Source organism: Marinobacter sp. (assembly GCF_040882185.1).
GTDB lineage: Bacteria > Pseudomonadota > Gammaproteobacteria > Pseudomonadales > Oleiphilaceae > Marinobacter.
This window is the reverse complement of the sequence record NZ_JBBEBW010000013.1, coordinates 41,941-64,313: the sequence shown is the minus strand read 5'-3', so window position 1 is coordinate 64,313 and position 22,373 is coordinate 41,941. Positions and strand designations below refer to the sequence as shown.

Annotated in this window: 16 protein-coding genes; 4 read left to right on the top strand and 12 right to left on the bottom strand. The window is 55.4% G+C overall.

The features are described 5' to 3' along the window. Positions 1 to 14 precede the first annotated feature (14 nt). The 3 genes from WEB64_RS08285 to WEB64_RS08275 form a co-directional block, all read right to left on the bottom strand. Positions 15 to 752: a methyl-accepting chemotaxis protein gene (locus tag WEB64_RS08285; RefSeq protein ID WP_368059697.1), complete on the bottom strand. Its 738-nt coding sequence runs from the start codon at positions 750 to 752 to the stop codon at positions 15 to 17. 252 nt (positions 753 to 1,004) lie between these two features. Further along, positions 1,005 to 2,339: a diguanylate cyclase gene (locus WEB64_RS08280; RefSeq protein WP_368065555.1), complete on the bottom strand. Its 1,335-nt coding sequence runs from the start codon at positions 2,337 to 2,339 to the stop codon at positions 1,005 to 1,007. An 82-nt stretch (positions 2,340 to 2,421) separates the two neighbouring features. Beyond that, complete coding sequence (locus WEB64_RS08275; protein ID WP_368059701.1) at positions 2,422 to 4,632, bottom strand: EAL domain-containing protein; 2,211 nt, start codon at positions 4,630 to 4,632, stop codon at positions 2,422 to 2,424. A 156-nt stretch (positions 4,633 to 4,788) separates the two neighbouring features. Between WEB64_RS08275 and WEB64_RS08270 the strand changes: the two genes are divergently transcribed. Then, positions 4,789 to 4,926, top strand: a complete 138-nt coding sequence (locus WEB64_RS08270) for a hypothetical protein (protein WP_368059703.1) — start codon at positions 4,789 to 4,791, stop codon at positions 4,924 to 4,926. Between the two features lie 201 nt (positions 4,927 to 5,127). Here the strand turns inward: WEB64_RS08270 and WEB64_RS08265 are convergent, their stop codons facing one another. The 9 genes from WEB64_RS08265 to WEB64_RS08225 form a co-directional block, all read right to left on the bottom strand. After that, positions 5,128 to 7,461: an EAL domain-containing protein gene (locus WEB64_RS08265; protein WP_368059705.1), complete on the bottom strand. Its 2,334-nt coding sequence runs from the start codon at positions 7,459 to 7,461 to the stop codon at positions 5,128 to 5,130. Between the two features lie 498 nt (positions 7,462 to 7,959). Further along, positions 7,960 to 9,717: a putative bifunctional diguanylate cyclase/phosphodiesterase gene (locus WEB64_RS08260; protein ID WP_368059707.1), complete on the bottom strand. Its 1,758-nt coding sequence runs from the start codon at positions 9,715 to 9,717 to the stop codon at positions 7,960 to 7,962. Positions 9,718 to 10,062: 345 nt separating this feature from the next. Continuing rightward, positions 10,063 to 11,088, bottom strand: a complete 1,026-nt coding sequence (locus tag WEB64_RS08255; RefSeq protein ID WP_368059709.1) for a hypothetical protein — start codon at positions 11,086 to 11,088, stop codon at positions 10,063 to 10,065. Further along, positions 11,078 to 11,671, bottom strand: coding sequence for an SAM-dependent methyltransferase (locus WEB64_RS08250; protein WP_368059711.1), 594 nt, complete (start codon positions 11,669 to 11,671; stop codon positions 11,078 to 11,080). The genes WEB64_RS08255 and WEB64_RS08250 overlap by 11 nt, the downstream gene beginning before the upstream one ends. Beyond that, complete coding sequence (locus WEB64_RS08245) at positions 11,668 to 12,558, bottom strand: glycosyltransferase family 2 protein (protein ID WP_368059713.1); 891 nt, start codon at positions 12,556 to 12,558, stop codon at positions 11,668 to 11,670. Before WEB64_RS08245 ends, WEB64_RS08250 begins: the two co-directional genes overlap by 4 nt. A gap of 15 nt (positions 12,559 to 12,573) precedes the next feature. Next, positions 12,574 to 13,818, bottom strand: coding sequence for a hypothetical protein (locus WEB64_RS08240; RefSeq protein WP_368059715.1), 1,245 nt, complete (start codon positions 13,816 to 13,818; stop codon positions 12,574 to 12,576). A gap of 1 nt (position 13,819) precedes the next feature. Next, a complete protein-coding gene (locus WEB64_RS08235; RefSeq protein ID WP_368059717.1) occupies positions 13,820 to 16,213 on the bottom strand; it encodes an HAD-IIB family hydrolase in 2,394 nt (797 codons plus the stop codon). 51 nt (positions 16,214 to 16,264) lie between these two features. Beyond that, positions 16,265 to 17,056: a PIG-L deacetylase family protein gene (locus tag WEB64_RS08230; RefSeq protein WP_368059719.1), complete on the bottom strand. Its 792-nt coding sequence runs from the start codon at positions 17,054 to 17,056 to the stop codon at positions 16,265 to 16,267. Positions 17,057 to 17,154: 98 nt separating this feature from the next. Next, positions 17,155 to 17,322: a hypothetical protein gene (locus WEB64_RS08225; RefSeq protein ID WP_368059721.1), complete on the bottom strand. Its 168-nt coding sequence runs from the start codon at positions 17,320 to 17,322 to the stop codon at positions 17,155 to 17,157. A gap of 466 nt (positions 17,323 to 17,788) precedes the next feature. On the opposite strand from WEB64_RS08225, the gene WEB64_RS08220 reads away from it, so the two are divergent. From WEB64_RS08220 to WEB64_RS08210, 3 genes are read left to right on the top strand one after another with little or no spacing between them, the layout of a single operon-like run. Continuing rightward, positions 17,789 to 18,943: an efflux RND transporter periplasmic adaptor subunit gene (locus WEB64_RS08220; RefSeq protein ID WP_368059723.1), complete on the top strand. Its 1,155-nt coding sequence runs from the start codon at positions 17,789 to 17,791 to the stop codon at positions 18,941 to 18,943. A 2-nt stretch (positions 18,944 to 18,945) separates the two neighbouring features. Then, on the top strand, positions 18,946 to 20,889 hold the full coding sequence (locus WEB64_RS08215; protein ID WP_368059803.1) for a MacB family efflux pump subunit: 1,944 nt from the start codon (positions 18,946 to 18,948) through the stop codon (positions 20,887 to 20,889). Next, positions 20,870 to 22,315, top strand: coding sequence for an efflux transporter outer membrane subunit (locus tag WEB64_RS08210; protein WP_368065554.1), 1,446 nt, complete (start codon positions 20,870 to 20,872; stop codon positions 22,313 to 22,315). The genes WEB64_RS08215 and WEB64_RS08210 overlap by 20 nt, the downstream gene beginning before the upstream one ends. Positions 22,316 to 22,373: the final 58 nt, after the last annotated feature.

Sequence of the window (22,373 nt, the reverse complement as noted above, 5' to 3'; positions counted from 1 at the left end):
TTCAGTGCGTTAGATCAAGCGATTCGAGTAGCGTTTACACTGAAAAAATACTGAAAATATAATCCGCTCCTCTCGGTCAGATGTTCTCTGCAGCTCCGTTTATTCAGTCTCCTCCTTGCAAGCCTCTTCCCGCAAGATTTTGATGGGGGATCGCGCGCGCTTAGGAGGTTTTCTTCCACCATCTCTGACATCTCGCGGATGGTGGTGCCCGCGCGCTGAGCTGTTTGCAGAGTCTCTTCTGAGAGCGCCGTCCCGGACTCCATCTTGGATACTGAGCTTCCAGCGCTGGTGACCAAGCTGCCGATCAGCGTTTCAATTTCGGTGGTGGAGTCCTGGGTGCGCCGGGCCAGTGAGCGCACTTCGTCGGCCACGACCGAGAATCCGCGTCCATGCTCACCGGCACGTGCGGCTTCAAAGGCTGCTTCCGCGCTTTTGGCGACTTCCGCTACTGTGGCCACCATTTCGTTCTTGGCGGTAGCCACCTGGTCGGTGCCATCGCTTTGTTGCTGAACCCCTTCACTGGTCTGCTGGGTAACGGTCGCCAGCTCTTCGGATGACGAGGCGATGTTTGTGGCACCTTCGCCGATCTGGCGGATCAGTTCGCGAAGATTGGTGATCATGGTGGCGAATGCCGCCTGCAGCTGACCGAACTCGTCACCCCGGTTGCTGTCCACCTGAACCGTGAGATCGTGGGAGACAACGCGGTTGGCAACCTCTACCATCTGGCGGATCGGGTGAGTTACTGAACGCACAAGCCACCAGGCAATACCGACCGACATTGTTAGGATAATTGCGCCTACGGCCAGTAAACCGCTGAGACCGGTGATGAAGCCCATCCCGAGATAATGAGATGGGCTCAGATATACGCTCAGTAGAGTAGGGGAGTTGCTTCTGGTCGAATTGCCTCATTATTGCGATAGCATCCAGGAGCGAGAATCGCCCGAGGCAGAGCCGGGGTCAAGAAGGGCATGCTACCGAGAAAGGGAACGGCGGGTCCAGTGAGTTCAGTTCGGGTGGTCCGCTGAGGGGCTGTAGAAGCGAATCAGGTTAGAGCCCGCTCTCTTGGCTTTGTACATGGCCTTGTCGGCGGCACCTAGCAGACCGTTAGGCGAGGGTGCATCCTGGGGAAAGAAGGTGATCCCGATGCTGGCGGAAATCTGTATGGGGTTCTCCGCGATGTGAAAGGGCATTGCGAGCGCATCAATAATTTTCTGCGCCACAAGTCTAACCTCCTCGCGTTGGTTGGCGCCGGTGAGAATCACCGTGAATTCGTCACCGCCGAGACGGGCAACCGTATCGGTTTCCCTGACACAACTAATGAGGCGTTCTGCTACGTAAAAAAGTAAGCGGTCTCCTACCTCATGGCCGAGCGAATCATTGACGTCCTTGAAGCCATCAATATCCATGAACAGTACGGCAAGGGGTAGACTATCGCGCTTGGCGTGCTTGACCTCCTGTTCCAGGCGATCCAGGAAGAGGCGACGATTGGGCAGTTCCGTCAAAAGATCGTAGTGCGCGTTGTGCCATATTTCTTCTTCGGCAAGCCTCCGTGCCGTAACGTCCCGGGAAACAACGACGGTCGCTTCGGTGTTTTTATTTTCATCCAGCACAGGCGCCAGCAGATACTCGAACCTTTCACCCATGCCGGAGGCAAAGGTGTGGGAGAGCTCTCCACGGTATGTTGATTGGTTGGTGACCACTTCCTGAAGGTGCCGTTGAAAGTCCGAGGCAAACGGAAACCCGAGCTCAGACATGGTCTTGCCGACGATGGTCTGGGCTGGCAGTGCGAAGAGATCCGACGTCGCCTTGTTCGCGAAAATAAACCTGCCTTCGACATCCAGCACATAGATGGGATCGGGCGAAGCCCGCAGGATAGCGCTGAACAACCGGGTTTCCATCTCCTTAACGGTTGCATACTGTTCCAGCGATTCAGCGACGGCTTGGTCTATCGATTCATGGAACCGCGTGAGGTCGTCAACGTGTGTGCCGCCAATTGTCCCGATAGCCTTGGTCCAAAGCGACACAACGCTCGCGCGCAGGGCCCGAAACTCGGAAACCGTCTCACTAACACTGAAGCCGCTAGTCTGCCGGGCGCCACCGTGCACTTCGGCCCAAGACTCGTCATCGTGCTGCGGTGCAAACCCTTTCGACTTAGCGACCTGTTCTGATGAACTTTGGGGAGAATCGAGATCGTCCACAATCGCCAGGAGCATATCCCTGGCGTGATCACGCAGCCCGGTCGTGTCCATGTCCCTGGCAGGCAAAATCGTTTGAGCGAACACTTCCCATTCCTGAAGAATGGATTCCATTTCTACCCGGATAAAATCAGATAATCGCATTATGTTTCTGCATTTTTGGCTCAACAACTAATTAATACGGTAGTAGGGTGAAGAAATTCTACTGATGCTAAGGTCAAGACAGTCAGAGTGGCTCCGGCCTGTGGATGCCGTAGCCCTGGGCATAGTCAACCCCGATGGCGGCCAGTAGCTCGATCACCGAATCGTTCTCCACATACTCCGCAACCGTCTGGATCCCCATGAGGCGAGCAATCTTGGCGATCGCATCGACCATGGCGGCGTCCACCGGGTCGTTGAGGATATCTTTCACGAATCGCCCGTCGATCTTCACAAAATCGACCGGCAGGGCCTTCAGGTAGCCGTAGGACGCCATGCCGCTGCCAAAGTCATCGAGTGCGAACTTGAACCCCGATGCTCTAAGCTCCTGCATCATACGGGACGTGCTGGTCAAATTGGTGATGGCGGTGGTTTCCGTGATTTCAAAGCAGATCTGGTGGGGCGAAATCCCGTATTCGGCCACCTCCGTTTGCAGGAATGTCACTAAACTCTCGTCACTAACCGTTGTACCGGAGAGGTTAATCCCATAAACCGTGCGTTCGCGCTGTCCCGCTGGCAGGCCGGAAAGATGCTTTAGTGTGGCCCGCACCACGTAGCGGTCGATCAGGGGCATGAGGTTGTAACGCTCTGCCGCCGGAATAAACGCCATAGGCGGCACGAGGCTTCCGTCCACGTCTATCAGGCGAACGAGGATTTCACTTCGGTCGATGTTCTGGTCGCGATTCCCGAGCGCCCTGATTTTCTGTGTATAAAGCACCAGCCGTTCCTCCTGCAGGGCATCGCGCAGACGACCGATCCAATCCATCTGCCGGTGGCGTGCTGAAAGCTCTGTATCAGCCGGATGATGGCGGTGTACGCGGTTGCGTCCGTTCTCCTTCGCCAGATAGCAGGCCGAATCGGCCGTGCTGAGAATTTCCTGGAGCGAGAAGCCGGCACCATCGAAACTGACGACACCGATGCTGACGCTGAGCCCAAACCTGCGTTGCCCCCAGCTGAATTCCGTTTCTTCGATAATCTCGCGCTGCTCTTCCGCGACACGCTCCGCAATCTCGGCCGCGCAATCGGTAAGCAAAATACCGAATTCATCGCCGCCGAGACGGGCTAACAAGGCCCCGGGATGCAGGCACTTACGTAACAGGTCGCTCACACGCCGGAGCAGTTCATCACCCGCGGCATGGCCACAGGTATCATTCACGACCTTGAAGTGGTCGAGATCGAGGTAGAGCAAACAATGATGCGTTCGTGTCTGCTCCGAATCCTCAACGGCCTCCGCCAGGCGTCTCTCGAACTCCCGCCGATTAATGAGCCCGGTCAGGTGGTCATGGGCGGCCTGGTGGCCAAGCTCTCGTGCAAGCCGGTGAGATTCGCTAACGTCGTGGCCCTGGACGAAAATGCCCGAGACGGACCCGTCCGCCTCGGTAATCGGCCGGTAGACAAAATCTATATAGACCTCATCGGGGGGTTCGTCAGGCTGGCGCTGCAATACGATTCGCTCGGCACGGCCAACGACAGCCTCGCCCGTCGTGTAGACACGATCGAGCAGGTCGAAGAATACCTGCCCCGCAAGCTCGGGCAATGCCTCTCTGGCGGATTTGCCGACAGTATCCCGACCCACCAGGTGGAAGTAGGCCGTATTCGCAAGCTCAAATACATGCTCGGGCCCCCGCAGGACACAGACGAAGCCGGGCGCCTGTTCGAAAAGCCGGCGCAGGTGGCTCCGCTCGGCGGTAAGTGTCCTGTTGGCTTCCTGGATTCTCTGCGCCCGGCGGAAGATACTCTCCTCGATCTGCACTGTCGGCAGTACCCTGCCAGCCGGCAAATCGGTGGCTCCCGCTGCCTGCTTGAGCTGCTGCAGTTCGGTCACATCGACCGTTTGCTGGAGGATCAGCGCGACCTTTCCCTGCTCATCAAAGACAGGTACATGGGTCGCGCTCCAGTAACGGTCCTCGGTATCATTGCCTGCCGCTGTCGTACGAGAAACGGGGTAACGGATCAGCGCCAGGGTATTCGGCACCTCCGCGGTGAGAACCCGCTCAAACGATGCGCACAGCGTCTCGAAGTTCGGTTCGCCCGGCTGGCCTGGGAAAGCCTCGAAGAATGGGAGACCAATGAGGTCTTCCCGATCTCTTCCAGTCGCGTGAAGGTAGGCCGCGTTGGCATCAAATATTGTCAGGTCCGGCGTGAGGAGCAGGTAGGCGTTGGGCGAAAGATCGAACAGCTCGAAGTCGGGTTGCCGCGACGACCTGAGAGCGGCAGTTCTCCTGTACTCTGGACTCATGCGATCAACTCCCTTCGATCTCTCTCTGTTGCTTTGGTTACTCCAAGGAGGATGGTAGCTGGTTAGTGTTAATCAGGCAAGCCTCCTTGTCGACGCACAACCGTCGCTAAATTACTAAGGTACTATAGGAATACGCTCACGAGAAGAGGTTTGGATGTGAACACACCGTTAGGATTTCAGGTCAGCAAGGGCGCCATTCTACCCGACAAGGGCCAGTCTATCGAACACGAGGCTGGCCCAATGGAGCATCGCGGGGTTTTACTCGGTAACAAGTCTTTGATTCGGTCCCATTGATCATCACGAAGTACAAAGCGGTCCATCAGCTGCATCGAATGGAGGGCAAAAACGTCTTCTGGATAGCCAAAGTAGAATGTGAAGCGCCTTCAGCCGCTGTTGGGTCTTGGTAGCGGATATTTTACCGGGTGGACTCACATGGATCGTCCCCTGCGGGTGTGGCTGACCAGGCAGCGGGGATCTGGGAGTTTCCCGGCCAGCTTACAAAAAGCTGTGATCCAGCAGCTTATCGCGAATAACCTTCCTGTTCTCTGTCGTATTAGCCTTCAAAAAATCAAGATCAAGCGAGCAGGGACGATGAAGGATGTGACCCTGGACATAGTCCACCCCAATCTGCCTGAGCTCCTTCACAATCGCATCGCTTTCCACGCTTTTTGCAATCGTTTTCATGCCGACCCGATGCGCCAGGGTGTTAATGGCCTCGACCATGGCTCTGTCGAGGGGATTGGCCACGATATGCCGAATAAAATGCCCGTCGATTTTGATAAAGTTCACCGGCAGGTTTTTCAGGTAGGCGAACGAGGAAAGGCCGGTGCCGAAATCGTCCAGCGCGAACTGGCAACCCAGGTCACGTAACTCTTCGATAAAGTCAACCGCTTTACCGAGGTTGGCAATGGCGGCGGTCTCGGTAATCTCAAAACCGAGGTGGCCGGGTGCTATCAGACCGCTATCGAGCTTCCGACGAATCAGCTGTAGCAAATCCTCATTGCCCAGGGAGGCGCCCGACAAATTAATCGTGAAGCGGGGGAATGCAGATGGTGCTGTGGCATCATGGGTCTGAGCCGCGGCCCGATACTCTGCCAATAGCAAAAACAGATGCTCTACAACGTAACAATCCAGCTTCGGCATTAGGTTGTGCCGTTCGGCGGCAGGTAGAAAGGCTTCAGGCGCAATGATTCTATCGTCTTCGCCCTCCAGCCGTACCAGCACCTCAATGTGTTCGTCGTCTTGCCCGGTCGGGTTCAAGGCCACGATTCGCTGGCCGTAAAGCTTCAGATGCTGGCCGGCAAACGCGTTGTTCAGCCGGTTGACCCAGCGCATCTCGCCATGACGCCCTGCCAGCAACTCATCGCTTTCGTCATACACGTGGACCTTGTTGCGCCCGCCTTCCTTGGCCACGTAGCAGGCCATGTCCGCCGCCTTGAGGAGCTGGCTGACGTCCTTGCTGCCGCATTCGATGCTCACGACACCGATGCTGACACTCACCTGGAAGGCATGGTCTTCCCAGAGAAAACGGTAGCCATCGACGGCGTCGCGCATTTTTTCCGCAACGGCCTGGGCCTCGCCGAGCGTACAGTCTTTCATCAGAATGGCGAATTCGTCACCGCCAATCCGGGCGACCTGGTCGCTTTCGCGCACCGATTGACAGAATATCCGGGCCAGTTGGATCAGCAATTCATCTCCGGCATGGTGGCCGCAACTGTCGTTGACGATCTTGAACCGGTCCAGATCGAAAAACAGGAGCGCGTGCTGGCAGGCGTCGGGCCTGTTCGCCTTAAGCATTTGCGTCAGGCTGTTTTCCAGTTCATTGCGGTTAATCAAACCGGTCAGCGCGTCGTGGCTGGCTTGCCAGGAAATTTCGTTGGCCAGTTGGCGTGCTTCGCTGACGTCATGAAATACCATCACGCCCCCTACAATCTCTCCGTCCCGGCGGCGAATCGGCGCGGCTGAATCCTCGATCGCGTATTCCTTGCCGTCCAGGCTAAGCAGCACCGTGTGATTCGCCAATCCGACAATCGTACCTTCACGCAGGGCCCGCTCCACCGGGTTGGCCGCGGGCAGGCGGGTGTTTTCGTTGAGAATGTGAAACACGCGCTGTATGGGCTTGTCGCGAGCCTCGGATAGCTTCCAGCCCGTGAGCTTCTCGGCAACCGGATTCAGGTAAGTGACAAGGGCCGCCGCGTCCGTGGTGATGACGGCGTCGCCAATCGATTCCAGCGTGACCTGTGCCAGTTCTTTCTGCTGGTCTATTTCCTCGACCGCGAGTTGCAGATCCCCAACGGCGCGAATGGCCGCCCGCCGTAGCTCCAACTCATCCATTACAATGGCGGCCAGATCCTGAAGGGTTGCCAGCTCGGCATCGGATGCCACCCGTGGCTGTTGATCGATGACACAGAGGGTTCCCAGGTTGAAACCGTCATGCGTAGTCAGCGGTGCGCCCGCGTAAAATTGCAGACCGAATTCACCCGCAACCAAGGGATTGTTCAACGCACGTGGATCACACTTCGCATCGGTGACGACCCATGGCTCGTCGTGAAGAATGGCGGAGGCGCACAAACCAGGGTCGCGCCCGATCTGCTGCGCATCGAGGCCGTGGTGGGATTTGAACCAGATACGGTCATGGTCGACGATGCTGACAATCGCAATCGGCACGTCGAAAAGGCGTGACGCAATGGCGGTGATACGGTCAAATGCGCCGTCCGGCGGCGTATCGAGAATATCGTAGCGATCAACCGCCGCTTGTCGACGGTTTTCATGGTCTTGGTCAAGCGTGCTCTGATCGAGTGCGCCCTGAGCTGGGGTGTCATGGCCCATTCTGTCTTGATCTCCGTTGCGTAAAGATCGCTTGAAGGTGAACTCAATAGTTGATCAGCGCGCGAAAACCAGAACTTACAGACCTGATCTGCGCATTTATAGGGCTGACAAAGAGATTGCGAACAAAGCATCGCGGTAAAAAACTGAATCACAAGTTACCATAAATTATAAAAATCATAAAATAGCTCTTGCGCCCTGCTGCCTGCCGTTGCTGCCCCGCCGGCAGAAGGTCAGCCAGCATCACGTCCGCTTTCTGATAGTCGAACCGTCACGCCAAATAGCCTTCAGGAGCCGGCCGCCGTAGCAATCAACATTCGGGTATCATCGCTGGGCTCTGCCATAGCGGTGCTCGCGCTGCTGTCGCGATCCCGGTTCCTGGAGGCCCGCGCCTCCATTATTTTTCCTTGTATCAGAACCTTTTCGTCGCCAGTTTCAAATCACTTCTTGTGTAAAAACACTGCGGAAGCGAGCCCTTTCTTTCGCAATAACAAGTAAGTTTCAATTATTTGATCCGAAATGAGCCAGAAACGTTGGCATCTGATCCGCTAGCATTGGTCTTGCGTACAGGAAACCTTGGGCCTGATCGCAGCCTAAATCTCTGACCAGATCGTTCTGCTCAGCGGTTTCCACGCCTTCAACTACCACACTCAAACCAAGACGGTGTCCGACTGTAATAATGGCCTGCATAATCGCCATATCACTGTCATTTTCCATAGCGTGGTGCAGGAAGCTGCTATCAATTTTAAGGCCCGAAACTGGCAACTTACGCAAATAAACCAGAGACGAATAACCGGTACCGAAGTCGTCGATGGAAATATGCACCCCAGCCTGTTTCAGTCTTTCCAGTTGCCTTATTTGCCCCTCATCGCCACCAAACACTTCATTTTCTGTCAGTTCCAGCCCTAGTTGATCCGGAGTCAGGTCATACTTCTGCAGAGTCTTCAGAATATGATCCGCCAGATACTGATTACCCAGTTGCTTGCCGGATAAATTAATATCAACCCGTATCTTTTCAAGTGCCGTACCCTGCCAGGCCTTAAGCTGCTTGCAAGCAGCTTCAATGACCCAATCCCCTATGCGATTAATCAGCCCCGACTTTTCTGCTACTGGAATAAAGACAGCGGGAGAAATCGCCTGAGACGTTTCATCGAAGCATCGCAACAGCGCTTCACAGGAAGTGACATTTCCATTTTTCAAATCAATTTGCGGCTGGAAATACAGTTGCAGACTGTCGGCGACAATGGCGCGCCTCAGGAGAGTAGTCATTTCCTGATAGTGCACCAATCGATCATTAATGTCTGAGGAATAAAAACAGATAGTGTTTTTACCTTTTTCTTTAGCCTGATACATGGCGGCATCGGCATTACCCATCAGCTCACCTGCCGTCGTTCCATCATCTGGAAACAGGCTGATACCGAAACTGGCTGTCACCTGATAACAGTCACCATCCAGCACAAAACCCTGATCAAGCCTACTGATCAAACGTCGAAGGAGTTCATGGATGCGCTCGACACCTGCGAAATCAAACAACAACAACACAAACTCATCACCCCCAAACCGGCTCAGCAGGTCGTTACTCCGAATTTCTGCTTTCAGGCTTTTAGCAACCGCTTTTAGCAGCTTATCGCCATAATGGTGACCCAGGGTGTCATTGATCAGTTTGAAATTGTCCAGATCAATAAATACCACAGCCATCGGCCGCATCATTCGATCTGATTCTTTCAAGCGGGACGACAATTCGGCTTCCATCAACCTCCTGTTAGGCAGTTGAGTTAAATCGTCGAAACTTGCCTTCTTGTATAACTCTTCCCTGGCCTTTTTCTGCTCCTGTAAGCTGATATCAATACAGAACATTTCGCATTCTTCGGTATCCAGTTTAATCATCACATGACTGGAATAAACAGGAACAAGATGGCCGTCCTTATGTTTCAGCTCAATTTCGTTGGCAGGAATACTGATATTCTTATCTAACCAATGCTGGTGTGCTCTTACTACGTCTTCGCGCATATGGTCAGGGATAATCAGGTCTTCCAGTAACTCCCCCTGAGCCTCCTCCCGGGTATAGCCGTAAAGGCGTCTGCTCGCCTCGTTCCAATAGATAACCTCGCGCTTTCTGTTATAGCCCTGCACTGCGACCATAGGAAGGCTCTCGATCAACTCGTAGAACTTCTGTTCGCTTTGCTTGATAGCAGTCAGCGAGCGTCCATTTGCATTGGCGGACGAATGAGGCAATACCAGTTCCTGCTTATTTGGCATTATCTGTACCTCCGAATAACCTCTCAGCAACCAAATAAATAATAGCTATACCTTGCAGTTGGAAATCGGAAATCTAAAAGCCCTTTTTGGGCCACCTAATGCCTCCTCACCGTATTTTGGTACTTAGAAACTCGATGATGCTGGACATAATTGCCGAAAGTCGACTTATCATGTTGAAGATTAGACCAAAATGCACGCACTTCCTAGGGAGGGACTGAATCAATCGCCAAAAAAATTGCTGTAAAATGGACTTCTCCGCCTGTACGGGATCGGGCTGCGCCCTAAAACGAACGTCCTTATTCCGGGCCTCAGGATGGCCTGATTTTCAATCAATGCGGCCATCTATCACCAGCCGGATAGGAACTGGTGATGCTGTTCCAGGTAGCTCCCTAGTTCCTCCAGGTCTCGCTCAGCGTGACACTGACGTATATACACGTTGAGTTCAGCTATCCTGCGAGCGTTGTCAGTCTCAAAGACAAAGGGGCGTGGGCCCAAAGTACGGCCGAAACGGTCAAGAATATCGGTACAGTTGCGCTCAATGTGGTGTCTGATCACCAGCGCCGTTGGGAACATGCTGCCGGAGGTATTGTCGGGGTCGGCATCGATCTGTTCAGCGCCCCATTTGAGTAACGATTGCATGCTGCAGCCAGACGTAACCATGGCTCCGAGGTGAGCCCTGGCATGGCCGTCCTTCAGCGTTCTATCGCGCACAGCGTCCACCAGCCCCATGGCCCCACCCGCCCAACACGCCGCTGGCGCCAAGGCACCGAGGCAAAAACCCGGGCGATCGAAGTACCACTTGTACCCACCTACGTGATTATCCGGTGTGATAGGCAGGTCATCGAATGCCACGGTCCAGGTATGGGTCTCCGAAAACGCCGCCGACTTCCATTGTCCTTCCTCGAACTGCAAGTAATTGCGAGCCGCTGCTGTTCGCATATCGACGTCAATCAACTGGTTACTCTCATACACGTACAGCAATGCGCGATCAACGATATCCGATCCACTGCAAAAGGATTTACTGCCGTTCAGCTTGGCCACCGCTGGCTCACCGGTAATAACCGTGGAGTCCGACGGGCCTCCCGAAGCCCAAATGGCGTAAAGCTTGGTGCTGTCTGCAGGCTTCTGCGCTTCCCGTAAAATCTGGGTTGCGTCCAGGTGACCTTCGATCAGCCGCGCAAGACTGAGATCACGACGTGCAACCATAGTAAGAAAGCGTAAGCGGGTGATGCTATGGCCTTCCCCCATAGGGGGTACGTGCTCATGTATGTAGGGCAGGAGGTTTTGGGCAACGAGCCGGTAGTCACCGGCGGTCGGGCTCTCTGGAAGGTCTGCCAGTAAATGGGTCAGCTTGTGATCGTCAGTGCTCATCGTTCCCCTTACTCCAGCGCTGTAGGGTGTAGCCCCGGGCAGGGGGTTTCAAGTCCCCGCAGTCCTGCAGTACCCGACACATGATCTCGTGCACCTCCGCCCCGTGGAGTTGGTGATCCTCAGAGTGTCCCAGCCAGTGGCAGGCAATCAGGCGCCCGCCTGGTTTCAGTTTTGACCAGAGCTGGGTGCTCAGTACGGCCAGGTCTTCCCGGGTGAAGTAGTAGCCTAGCTCTGAAAATACGATGAGGTCATACATTTTTGAGGGCAAATCATTCGGTAAGGTGCCCTGACGAACATGGACATGGGGATAATAACGGCACCGATAACGAGCGGTGTCCACGGCTGTTAGTGAACAATCCATCGCATCCAGAGAGTCACAGAAAGGCGCGAGCAGCGCTGTAAGTTCACCAATGGCGCAACCAGCCTCGAACGCTGACCGGAATTGTCGGTCACTGACGTTATCTACAATGGCGGCGTAACGATGGCGTTCGTAGTCGGAGTTGCGGAAATTCCAAGGATCTTCGGCTTTTCGGTAAAGAGTCTCGAAGAACTCTGGCGACGAGCCGTATTTCTGAGGTGTCATGCGAATGCGACCTCCGGCGGTTGAAGGCAGGCCTCAATTTCGGCTTGCGTGGGTTGCCTGATTACCTTGGTGGAAGCTGCGTCAGGAGACCACTTGATCAGACCATAATCAACAAAATAGTCCAGCCAGTACTCCATACACCAACTGCCCCATTTGCCGTGAAAACGAATGGCGTTGCTGAGGATGTCATCGAACTTGTCCAGCGGGGGCGAATACATTGTGTGGTGCTGGTGCAGGGCCATGGCGTTTCCGCACCAAGCCAGTCTGACGCCGGTTGCAGCCAGTTGCTCCGCGAAATCAGTTTCTTCGCCACCGTAACCGAGGTAGTCCTCGTCCATGCCGCCTGAGGCCTGATACTGGAGCTGCGTCAGGGCGAACGACAGCCCCCATAGGGCACGAGGCTCCGGCTCCAGAAACCAGCCTTCCCCTTGCAGACAGGGGCGCGCAGGATGCGGCTTGGCGTGCGCTGCCAGATCGCTGAACGGGATATCCGTTTTGCATTGCGGTAACGTGCCAGGTAAATAACGGACCTCGCCCAAGAGGCAGCGGCCGGAAGCATTGAGTTGCTTGACGTAGCTCTCCACCAGAGTGGGTGACGGAATGCAGTCAACATCCAGAAATATAAGCCGCTCCGAGCGAGCCTGCGACGCAGCGGCGTTTCTGGCAGCGGCTAACGGCAGTTTCGCACCAGGTACATGAATAATGCGCACGGGAAAGGGCATAGTGGCGGGTACCGTTGGGGGCTGGGGTTGCATGCTCGCGATGACCAACTCGATGTTCAGACAGGTTTGCTTCGTCAGGCCACCGATCAGCGCGTCAAGATGAGCCTGTCGTCCACGCACCAGAGTCAGTATGCTTGCGGCGGGATGGTTGTTAGCGTCCGTCATAAACTCTCTCCGGGATTAGTCCGCATCCGATAACGGCTCCTTGATGTCCTCATAGCCCAATGCAACCGAGGCCGGTATCGCCTGGTTCATATCGGTGTACGCTCCATCACCGAGCTCGTCCGGGGCGCTGTTGTGCCAGAGTTTCTGTATCAGGTCTTCGAGGCATTTGGCGGCGCGACTGGCCGCGTCGTTGTCTACCAGTTGGGATTGCTTGGCAACATCACACTGATACGCTTTGTCTACCAACGTTCGCCATTGCGCGAAACTGCCAGGCCAGGTTGGCGAGTAGACGGCAAGGTTCTGTGCCGCGAGGGCCTGGGCCTTGCAGGTTTGCTCGTCGTAATAGCACCATTCAGGAATACAGATGAGCGGTCGTCCGATCCGTGCGATTTCGTGGGTCAGGGTATCTCCCGGCGTTGCCACCACCATGTCGGCCGCGGCCAGGTAATCGTTGACGTTATCGACCCAGCCCACATCGACGAGATTCGAGAAATCGGTCTCATGACCGTAACGTACGGTTTTTCCGACCGTCAGCCAAAGTGCCTCCGGATAGGCCCGTGCCGCAAGGGTGACGGGTGCTATCGGAATGCCGACGCCGCCATTACCGGCGACCACCACGAAGATCTGTTGCGTGTCTGGCAGGCCTAGCTTCTGTCGGGCATTTGCCTTGCCGGGGATATTTTCCCGGGTATCTATCAAACCACCGGTGTAGAAAGTTCGCTTGCGCAGATGGTCTGGCCAGTCGTCCTGCTCCAATATTTCGCTGTATGGTGCAAGCATTGCTGCGCAGGCCGAGTAGGCCGCCTGATGGGCCTCGTCCTGGCGGTCACCGTGCATGCGGATTTTAACCACTGGCACGCTGCATATTCGACCCAGCAATGCGAGCTCCGCCGAAACATCCACCACAAACAGGGCGGGATCTTTACGGGCTAGCCAGTCGGCGATAATGCCAGCGGTTCCCCTGATGGCCGACACGCCCACCGGCGCGCAATCGAGGGCCAGGCAAGTGGGTTCCTTATGCAGTTGTTCGGAGCGTGCCTGTTTGCCATGAAAATCCGGTATACGGATAACCTCGGCGTTTTCCGGCAAGTTCGACAATATGTCCGGTTTGGCGCAGAAAATGGTCACCGGTCGTGGGTGCAGCTGATGGACAATGGCCTGGCAACGCTTGGCATGTCCGTGTCCATGATGATGTACGAAATACCCAATGGGCCGTTGAGACAGTTCCACTTCATTGGTTGGAAAATGTTGCGAAGACATGTCAGGCTCCTGCTTCGATTTTGCGAGCGCCGCTTGTCAGAGCCGGGCTCGGGCGGGATAGGGGGGTATGAACAGGTTTTGATTGGGCGTGAACGGCAGTATCAGAGACATGGATCGGGTGCACATGGCTGTTGAGACTGTGCCAGTAGCGCAGACCTTCGAGGAGGCCAGCCGCACACTCAGTCTTGGCCCAGTAGATGTTCTTGCACCTGCGTAGGGCTTCAAGCTCAACGGTGTGATTAGCCACCGCGATGCCAAGGGCCGCATATTTCAGAAGATCGATATCGTTACCGGAATCACCCGCTGCCACCACCTGGTGACGACCCAGACCGAACTCCTCACAGATGAACTCGACGGCTCGCGCTTTACCACCACCTGCTGGAAGTATATCGATGAGATTGTCATGGGAATGCACGACCCGGGCAGTCAGTCCCGCCAATAACAGGGTTCGCTCGATACGCTCTACGATGTGCTTGCTGGTCGAACCCGGCGCTCTGTTCCGGGAGTCGTCCAGAAAATAGCTGAGCTTGTAAGCGAACTGGGTGGATTCGGGTTGCGGCGTCAGGGCTTTTTCCTTTTCGAGTAGTCGCCGACATGCCTCGCGCTGCCAGCCTTCATCGAGACGCCGATGCCAATCTGCTATCAGTTGGGGTTCACCGTGAGGGCTAATTCTATAAATAGAAGAGCCCACATCCGCAATCAGGAAGTCGGGCAGGGGGGCCGACCAGGCCGCCATCTCACCCATAGCTTCTTCCACCGCCCGCCCGGTCGCTACCACAAACAGGTAGTGCAGGTTTTGGGCGAGCCAATCCCTGAGGTTCGCCAGACCCTCCCAATGGCCCAGCAACGTGGCATCCATATCGGTCGCCATAAGTTGTGTTACCGGTCTTTGGTGACGGGCTGCTGATTGCTCCGGGAGCGCCAGGCCCGCATCCTGGATATACTGGCGCGCATGCCGCGACCATGTGTAAAAATTTACATTCTGGCTGCCACGGGAACTGTAACGTTTCCAGTCCAGGTCGTCGGTCAGCAGGTGATGGCACGCCTCAGCGATAGCGTTAAGGTCAGTGGGCGAAACCAGGTGCCCGTTCTGGCACCGGCCGACGATATCCACCGGACCGCCCTCCCGCGTGGCGACCACAGGCAGGCCTGCCGCAGCCGCTTCCAGCAGGGTCAGGCCGAATGGTTCATTGAGGGCCGGATTAACGAAGACTCCACGGCGACGGGCGGCCCATTGATAAATTGCCGGCACATGACGGAGCTCATGATGCTTGGGATAAGCGACGTCGCCGTAAAGATCGTAGTCGTCTATCAGCTCCAAGAGGTGCTGCCAGACCTGCTGGGCTTCGGGCTCTCCAGACTGGATCTGACTGCGCGTGCCCGCATAAATCACCAGGTTGGCTCGCTCCCGAAGCCTGGGGTTCTCGCCATAGGCTTTGACCAGGGCGTAAAGATTTTTCTTCTCCACCGGACGGGCGATAGCCAGCAGGCAAGGGCGATCGGGTTGGCGCAGAAAACGCCTCAGTTCAGCGTCAACCTCTTTGGCTGCGTTCGCAGGGGCCGGGGTGCGGAAAATCTGTAAATCGCAGCCGGGAGGGTTTACCTGGGCCTTACGGATGTCATGCTGCCTGTACAGCCCGTATTGAACGAGGGTCTCATGCTCCGAGCTAGCTATCAGTCGGTCCGCACCTTTGATCGCGATTTCTTCCAGGCGGATTCGGCGTTTGAGTACTCTATCCACCGGGGCGTCTAAGGCCTTATGCAACGCCTTGGTGGCGCCAAGGGAATGAGCGGTAAAGACATACGGAATTCCCAGCGCTGCTTTTAAACGCAGTGCCATTACCCCCGCATCCGCATAATGAGCGTGTATGAGGTTCGGCTGCAGTCTTGTCTGCTTCATCCTGACGATGAGGTCCCTGACGAGGTGGGGTAGTTCTCGCCACAACTCCTCTTTTGACAAGTAGGCTGAGGAGGCGCCCTGGCATCGCCAAAGTGTGACGTTTTCGCTCATGGCCTCTTCCAGACATTTGTATTCCTCACCCAGATGGGGCGCGTCGAAAGCACGCGTTACAATAATCTGGTGGCTGACTTCGGGGCGTTGGGCGAGGGCTTCTACCAGTTCGAGTAAATAGCGAATATGGCCGCCCGTGTCGGCGGTCAGGCCGTACGGGATGGAGCCAGACCTGAGGCAGCCCTGAAGCGCAATGTGCATGATGATGCTGCGATTTCCAACGTGGCTATCTTCCTCGTAGCTGTTTTTCACGTGACTATTGCTCATGTAACTATTGCCCATGTAGCCATCGCCGCTGCCTCTTTCCCAGGAATAGTTCCCCTCCAACAGGTTCCGTGTATCGCCCTCTGGAGCTCGGGCGCTATCCAATTGAAGCCTTTCCATAGACTGCCTCCTCGGTTTTAGGGTTCTCGGATAGTTGTCGGCATTGGCATTTCATTGACTGCACCATGCCGGTAAATCACGAACCAGAGCATAGGATTCGTAAGCTTTCAGTTTTTCTTTAATGAGTTTTGGGGGCATACGAAAGCCCTCAGCGTGGGCCGTATTGATTGGGTTCAATTGCGATTGATGTTGGTGAATAGCGCGGCGCTTTACGCAAACAATGTCTGAAATGTTAAGGCAGTAACTCATCTCACTGGCGGTCACCTGAGCAGATCGTACTGCAGGTGGCCAGATCTGGTAGCTAAAAAAATGCATCTTAGGAAACTTTGACACAGCCTCGAAAAGAAAATGGGCAGTTTGACGATGGTCAGCGTGGCAATCGTCAATCGCGGGCACAAATACGGTTCGGATTCGGCGTGACTGCATAACATCTTGAATCACCGCGACAACACGCTTGTACATTTCACCTTTCAGTTGCTCCAGCCCGCCGTCGGAAAGCGCAAGTGAGATAATGTCCGGTTTCTTTAACCCCAAGGTTTCCAAAGCGCTGTGTTGCTCGAGTTTACGGATGTTGCCAAGGTTCTCCTCCCATGCTTTGTCACCCGGGTGCGAACCCTCTCCGTTGGTCATTGACAACACGGAAACAGGACATGTTATTTCGGCACAGCGGGCAATGAGGCCGCCGCAACCCAAAGTCTCGTCGTCTGGATGGGGAGACGCTATGAGTACCGGGCCTAGTGCCGATATCGGAATGACGTCTTGCTGGCTGGGACGGCCCACGGGCTCCAGATTGTAGGATGAGTGTACGTGATATGTGCAATCAACGTTTTCTGCCTGATCCATCAGATTTGGCCTCGTGGAGGTGAAGCATCCCTCTTGCTCGGGTAAATGCCTTCGCGATCAGTTAATAAATCCGATTTCTCCCGCTTCCAGATGGGATTTCAGGTTGCGAAGGTCCTTGGCAAAAGCTGCGTTTCCAAGCCCGGACCGAAACCAGGCAGCAGGGCTGGCTGGCCCCGGGCGAACCAATGCGCGGGCTGCTCGAGGAAACCGCCTGGCAGGTACTGGGCGATGTCACCCATGGGATTCATTATGTCTTTTAGATTCATAAATGCCTCCGCTGTGATGCGTGGGTCAGTGACACTTACAGGACATCTGCGGATGTTTTCTGACTACCCTTTACTACCGAGTGCGAAGACCGAGCCAATCAGCGCATTATGAAAGTTTGGTAACGGGCTGTTGACACGCTCGTTATTTGATTTTTAAATCAATTAGTTGCGTATTTTTGGTCAGAGCCTGGCAGGCACTTCATGAGGAATGGCTTTGCAGCTTGTGAGCCAGCGGTCTCACATCTGGTCAAATTTACCGCTAAAGAGGTAGCTTTTACTGTGAAGTCTTTACCAGGGCTGGCAGGGGATAGTGCCGGAACAAGCCCAGTGCGCCAAAGTATTCCCGGAAGGCCAGCTGAAGCCGCCCACCACAGTAAAGATTAAGCAAACCCTCCATCCGGCTATGGTTTTGTCTTTCCAGCTTCCCTAATCTTCGCTCATCATTGACGATTCTGGAGTACGGTGAATGGCAGTTTCCTCAGGAAGTCCCCGTCGACGCTGGTTGCTGTGGGTCGTGGTTATGGCTTTGCTTGTAGCGAGTGGTGGCATATACGCCTATGTGGCGAACGTTGGTCACGACAAGCCTGCACTCAACACCGTCATGGTTACCCGTGGCGACCTGCAGGTGCTGGTCACCGCGACTGGTGTGCTGGAGCCCAGTGACTTTGTGGATATGGGGGCTCAGGTGTCTGGTCAGCTCGACTCAATACCTGTGCGTATCGGGCAGCGGGTAAAAACGGGGGATTTGCTGGCAGAAATTGACCCGACAATCTATCTGGCCCGGGTAGATGCTACCCGAGCCCAACTCAAGAACCAGCGGGCGCAGTTGCAGGACCGGAAAGCCCAACTGAAGCTGGCGGGATTGCAGTTCCAACGCCAGAGCAATCTGATGCGAGAAGATGCAACCACTCGCGAGGCCCTTCAAAGTGCCGAGGCCAGCCTGGCCTCGGCCCAGGCCCAACTGGCGATGCTGGAAGCACAAATCGAGCAGACTTCATCCACGCTGCGGGCAGAGGAAGCAAACCTCGACTACGCCAGGATCTATGCACCGATGGACGGCACTGTGGTGTCTATTGATGCTCGCGAAGGGCAAACCTTGAACTCTTCCCAGCAGGCGCCGCTGTTAATGCGTATTGCTGATCTGGCAACTATGCGGGTGCGGGCGCAGGTATCAGAGGCGGACATCAGCAAGGTCCGCTCGGGCATGAAAGCCTACTTCACTACCCTGGGCAATCCCGATAGCCAGCGTTACGGTGAACTGGAATATATTGAACCGACACCGACTATCGAGAATAACGTCGTGCTTTACAATGCGTTGTTTAATGTTGCGAATGCCGATGGCCTGTTGCTGCCCAGCATGACGGCCCAGGTGTTTTTTGTGGTGGAGGAAATCAGTGATGCCCTCCTGGTACCAGCGACCGCTGTCAATCGCGGCCAGGTGTCAGTTCGCAACGCCGCAGGGGAGTTCGAACAGCGGGCAGTAGATATAGGTGTCAGCAATCGTATTCAGGCTGAAATTTTGTCCGGTCTCGAAGAAGGCGACGAGATCCTGCTGGCCACGTCGGACCTCTCCAGCCGGGTCGCTGACCGTCGGGTTTCAATGCGGGGGTTACTGCGTTGAGCGTGCAAACCCCGATTATTGAGCTCCGGGATATTACTCGTCATTTTGGCGAGGGCGAACTCATTGTGCCCGTGCTCAAGGGAGTCGATCTGACCATTCATCCCGGCGAGTTCGTGGCTATTATGGGGCCGTCCGGTTCCGGTAAATCCACCCTGATGAACATACTGGGCTGCCTGGATGTAGCCTCAGCCGGTCAGTATCTGTTCAGCGGTCGTGACGTCTCGAAACTGGCTAATGATGACCTTGCCAGGCTGAGGCGGGAAGCCTTCGGGTTTGTATTTCAGAGCTACAATCTTTTGCCAGGTATCAGTGCCCGGGAGAATGTCGAAATACCTGCCATTTATGCTGGCTTGCCAGCAGTAGAGCGACGGGTGCGAGCAGAGCAGTTGCTTTGTGGGCTGGGCCTTGAGAATCGCCTGAACAACCGGCCGTCCCAATTATCCGGAGGCCAGCAACAGCGTGTTTCCATTGCCCGGGCGTTGATGAACGGTGGCCAGATTATTCTTGCGGACGAGCCCACTGGCGCTCTGGACAGTGAAAGCAGTAAGGATGTCATGCGCTTGTTGGTCGATCTCTCCCGACAGGGCCACACCGTTATCCTGATCACTCACGATGCTGATGTAGCCAACGTCGCTGACCGGCAAATCACCATTGGTGATGGTCTGATAACGAGTGACACGGCGGGCGAAGCGAATGCTTTACCTGAAGATGGTGCTCCAGCCCCTGCCTTTTCCCGGAACCGTGGTTCTTCGCCCTGGACTGATTGGCAGGAAGCTGTAAAAAGTGCAGTCCGTTCGCTGCATACGAATCTGTTCCGGACAGCCCTGACATTGCTCGGTATCGTGATCGGGGTGGCGTCTGTTATCACCATGTTGGCAATCGGTGAGGGTGCTAAAAAGGATGTGGTGGACCGTATCAGTTCCATGGGCAGTGATCTGCTGCTGGTGCGGCCGGGGGGGCCGGACCAGCGGGGAGGGCGCTGGAGCGTTACTACGTTAGTGCCGGATGACTTCAAAGCTATCAATAATATACCGGGTGTTCTTGCTGCAATACCTGAACTTACAGGCAGTCAGGTACTGCGTTATGGCAATCGGAATCACCAGGCAGAAATCAATGCCACTTCGTTTCAATTTCCTCTCGCTCGGCAGTGGCCATTGAAAGAAGGTACCTTCTTCACGGCTGATGATGAAGGCGAATATGCCTCGGTCGCGGTACTTGGAGAAACGGCCGCCCAATCCCTGTTTCCGGATCAGAGTCCACTGGGGGAATACCTGATGGTCAACAACGTATTGTTTCAGGTGATCGGAGTAATGGCCCAACGGGGCGCGTCACCTTGGGGGCAGGATCAGGACGATGTAGTGTTTGTGCCCTATACCACGGGTAGCCTTCGTATCTTCGGCCAGCAACACCTCCGTAATATCACGGTGGCGGTAGCGGATGTTGAGAACATGGATGGAGTTCAGGACCAGGTGCATTCCACGCTGTTGCAGCGACATGGGCTGGAGGATTTTCAGATCCGGAACATGGCCTCCCTGATTGATACGGTCTCGGAAACCCAAAATACCCTGACTTGGCTTCTGGGCTCCGTAGCCGCCATTTCTCTGCTTGTCGGAGGAGTGGGCGTAATGAATATCATGCTGGTGAACGTCACTGAACGCACCCGTGAAATTGGTATTCGTATGGCTACCGGTGCCCGGGCCTGGAATATCCTGCAGCAGTTTCTGACCGAAGCCTGGTTAGTGTCCGCTATCGGCGGTTTAATCGGCGTGGTTCTGGGTATCGTGGCCACCCAGATAGTTGGCGCCTTTGGCACTCCGGTGTATGTCACGCTATTGCCAATGGTGCTGGCGTTCAGTTGTGCTTTTACCACCGGTCTGCTGTTCGGATTCCTGCCCGCCCGGAAAGCTGCCAATCTGGACCCAGTGCATGCGCTGGCGTCGGAGTAAGTTTGCTATGAGGTTATCCACCAATACAATACCTTCCAGATGGCCGATATCAGCGTGCCTTGCTACTTCGATGGTTGGTTGCGCCACTGTGGACAACGAACCGCTGGACGTGCCCGTTGTGATTCCGGCTCAGTGGGAGCATGAAGCCAAGAATATTAATGTGGAAAATGAAGGTATTGCAGACACATGGTGGCTCGCCTTCGAGGATGCGGAATTGTCCGCTTTGATTGTAAGGGCCTATGACGCCAACCCGGATCTGGCGGCAACGGCCCAGAGCGTCATTCAGGCCGATATTGCCCTGAAAAACGCCAGTGCCGGTCTGTTGCCCTCGTTCAGTGCGGCCGCCAGTACTGGTCGTCAGGCGCAGCAAGTGGCTGGCAGTAGCACGATGGTAACCGGGTCCAGCACGAGTGCCTCGTTGAGCCTTGATTATGAGGTGGATCTTTGGGGACGCCTGGCCGCTACTGAAGCGTCTGCCCTGGCCAGTTTGCAGGCTACCCGGTTTGATTTTGAAGCTGCCCGGCTCACGCTCGCCGGGTCGGTCGCAACGATCTGGTTTCAATTGCTCGAAACCCGCCAGCGCCTGGATATCGCCCGCCAGAATCTGGAAACCGCCGAGCGTACCCTGCAGCTGGTGGACGCACGCTACCGCAATGGCGTGGCGGATCGCTCGGAGCTGGCGCGGCAACAGACTGCTTTACTGGTTCGTCGTAACGCCATACCGCCACTGGAATATCAGATTCGTCAGAACCTGGCGGCTTTGCGGGTTCTGACCGGTGACTTTCCTTACGGGGGCGAAACTCCGGCAGCCCAATTCAATGCCATCACGGTGCCGTCGATTGATCCCGGACTGCCAGCAAATATCATAACGCAGCGGCCTGATCTGGCGGCAGACGAAGCTCGACTGCAGGCGGCGAATGCCGATATCCGTCAAACCCGCGCAGCTTTGTTGCCACGACTTTCTTTGGGGGCAGCTGCACGACTTTCCTCAGACGGATTTCTCAGTCTGGCAGACCCAACCCGTGCGGTGACCGGATTGCTGAGCCTGAGCCAAACGCTGTTTGATGGCGGCCAACAGGAGAACGCCACGGCACTTTCGCAATCACGCCGGGTCGCCCTGTTGCAAACCTACCGTGGTAACTTGCTTACAGCATTCCGGGAAACCGGCGATGCCCTTGATCGGGTCACGTTGTTTGAAGAGCAGGAGCGTCGCTTGGTGGTCATTCGCGAGCAAGCAGAACAAACCCTTCGGCTGACGGAGATTCGCTACCGGGAAGGTAGCGATGACCTGCTCACTTTGCTGGAAACCCAGCGCAGCCTGTTTGACGCCCGAGAGCAAATTACCCGGGCAAGGCTTGACCGGCTATTGGCCTCGGTTGATCTTTTCAAGGCTCTTGGAGGGGGTTTGGTGTCGAAACGATTGTAGCGGTGTTTTAGCCTGTTACAGTATCGGATTAAGACAAGCGGGCTGACATATATCGACA

Excerpts from the sequence above, each read along its gene's own strand:
- WEB64_RS08225 (WP_368059721.1), bottom strand. The coding sequence starts at position 17,322 with ATGAATCTAAAAGACATAATGAATCCCATGGGTGACATCGCCCAGTAC.
- WEB64_RS08240 (WP_368059715.1), bottom strand. The coding sequence starts at position 13,818 with ATGTCTTCGCAACATTTTCCAACCAATGAAGTGGAACTGTCTCAACGG.
- WEB64_RS08265 (WP_368059705.1), bottom strand. The coding sequence starts at position 7,461 with ATGGGCCATGACACCCCAGCTCAGGGCGCACTCGATCAGAGCACGCTT.
- WEB64_RS08260 (WP_368059707.1), bottom strand. The coding sequence starts at position 9,717 with ATGCCAAATAAGCAGGAACTGGTATTGCCTCATTCGTCCGCCAATGCA.
- WEB64_RS08245 (WP_368059713.1), bottom strand. The coding sequence starts at position 12,558 with ATGACGGACGCTAACAACCATCCCGCCGCAAGCATACTGACTCTGGTG.
- WEB64_RS08250 (WP_368059711.1), bottom strand. The coding sequence starts at position 11,671 with ATGACACCTCAGAAATACGGCTCGTCGCCAGAGTTCTTCGAGACTCTT.
- WEB64_RS08210 (WP_368065554.1), top strand. The coding sequence starts at position 20,870 with ATGCGCTGGCGTCGGAGTAAGTTTGCTATGAGGTTATCCACCAATACA.
- WEB64_RS08220 (WP_368059723.1), top strand. The coding sequence starts at position 17,789 with ATGGCAGTTTCCTCAGGAAGTCCCCGTCGACGCTGGTTGCTGTGGGTC.
- WEB64_RS08255 (WP_368059709.1), bottom strand. The coding sequence starts at position 11,088 with ATGAGCACTGACGATCACAAGCTGACCCATTTACTGGCAGACCTTCCA.
- WEB64_RS08230 (WP_368059719.1), bottom strand. The coding sequence starts at position 17,056 with ATGGATCAGGCAGAAAACGTTGATTGCACATATCACGTACACTCATCC.
- WEB64_RS08275 (WP_368059701.1), bottom strand. The coding sequence starts at position 4,632 with ATGAGTCCAGAGTACAGGAGAACTGCCGCTCTCAGGTCGTCGCGGCAA.
- WEB64_RS08235 (WP_368059717.1), bottom strand. The coding sequence starts at position 16,213 with ATGGAAAGGCTTCAATTGGATAGCGCCCGAGCTCCAGAGGGCGATACA.
- WEB64_RS08280 (WP_368065555.1), bottom strand. The coding sequence starts at position 2,339 with ATGCGATTATCTGATTTTATCCGGGTAGAAATGGAATCCATTCTTCAG.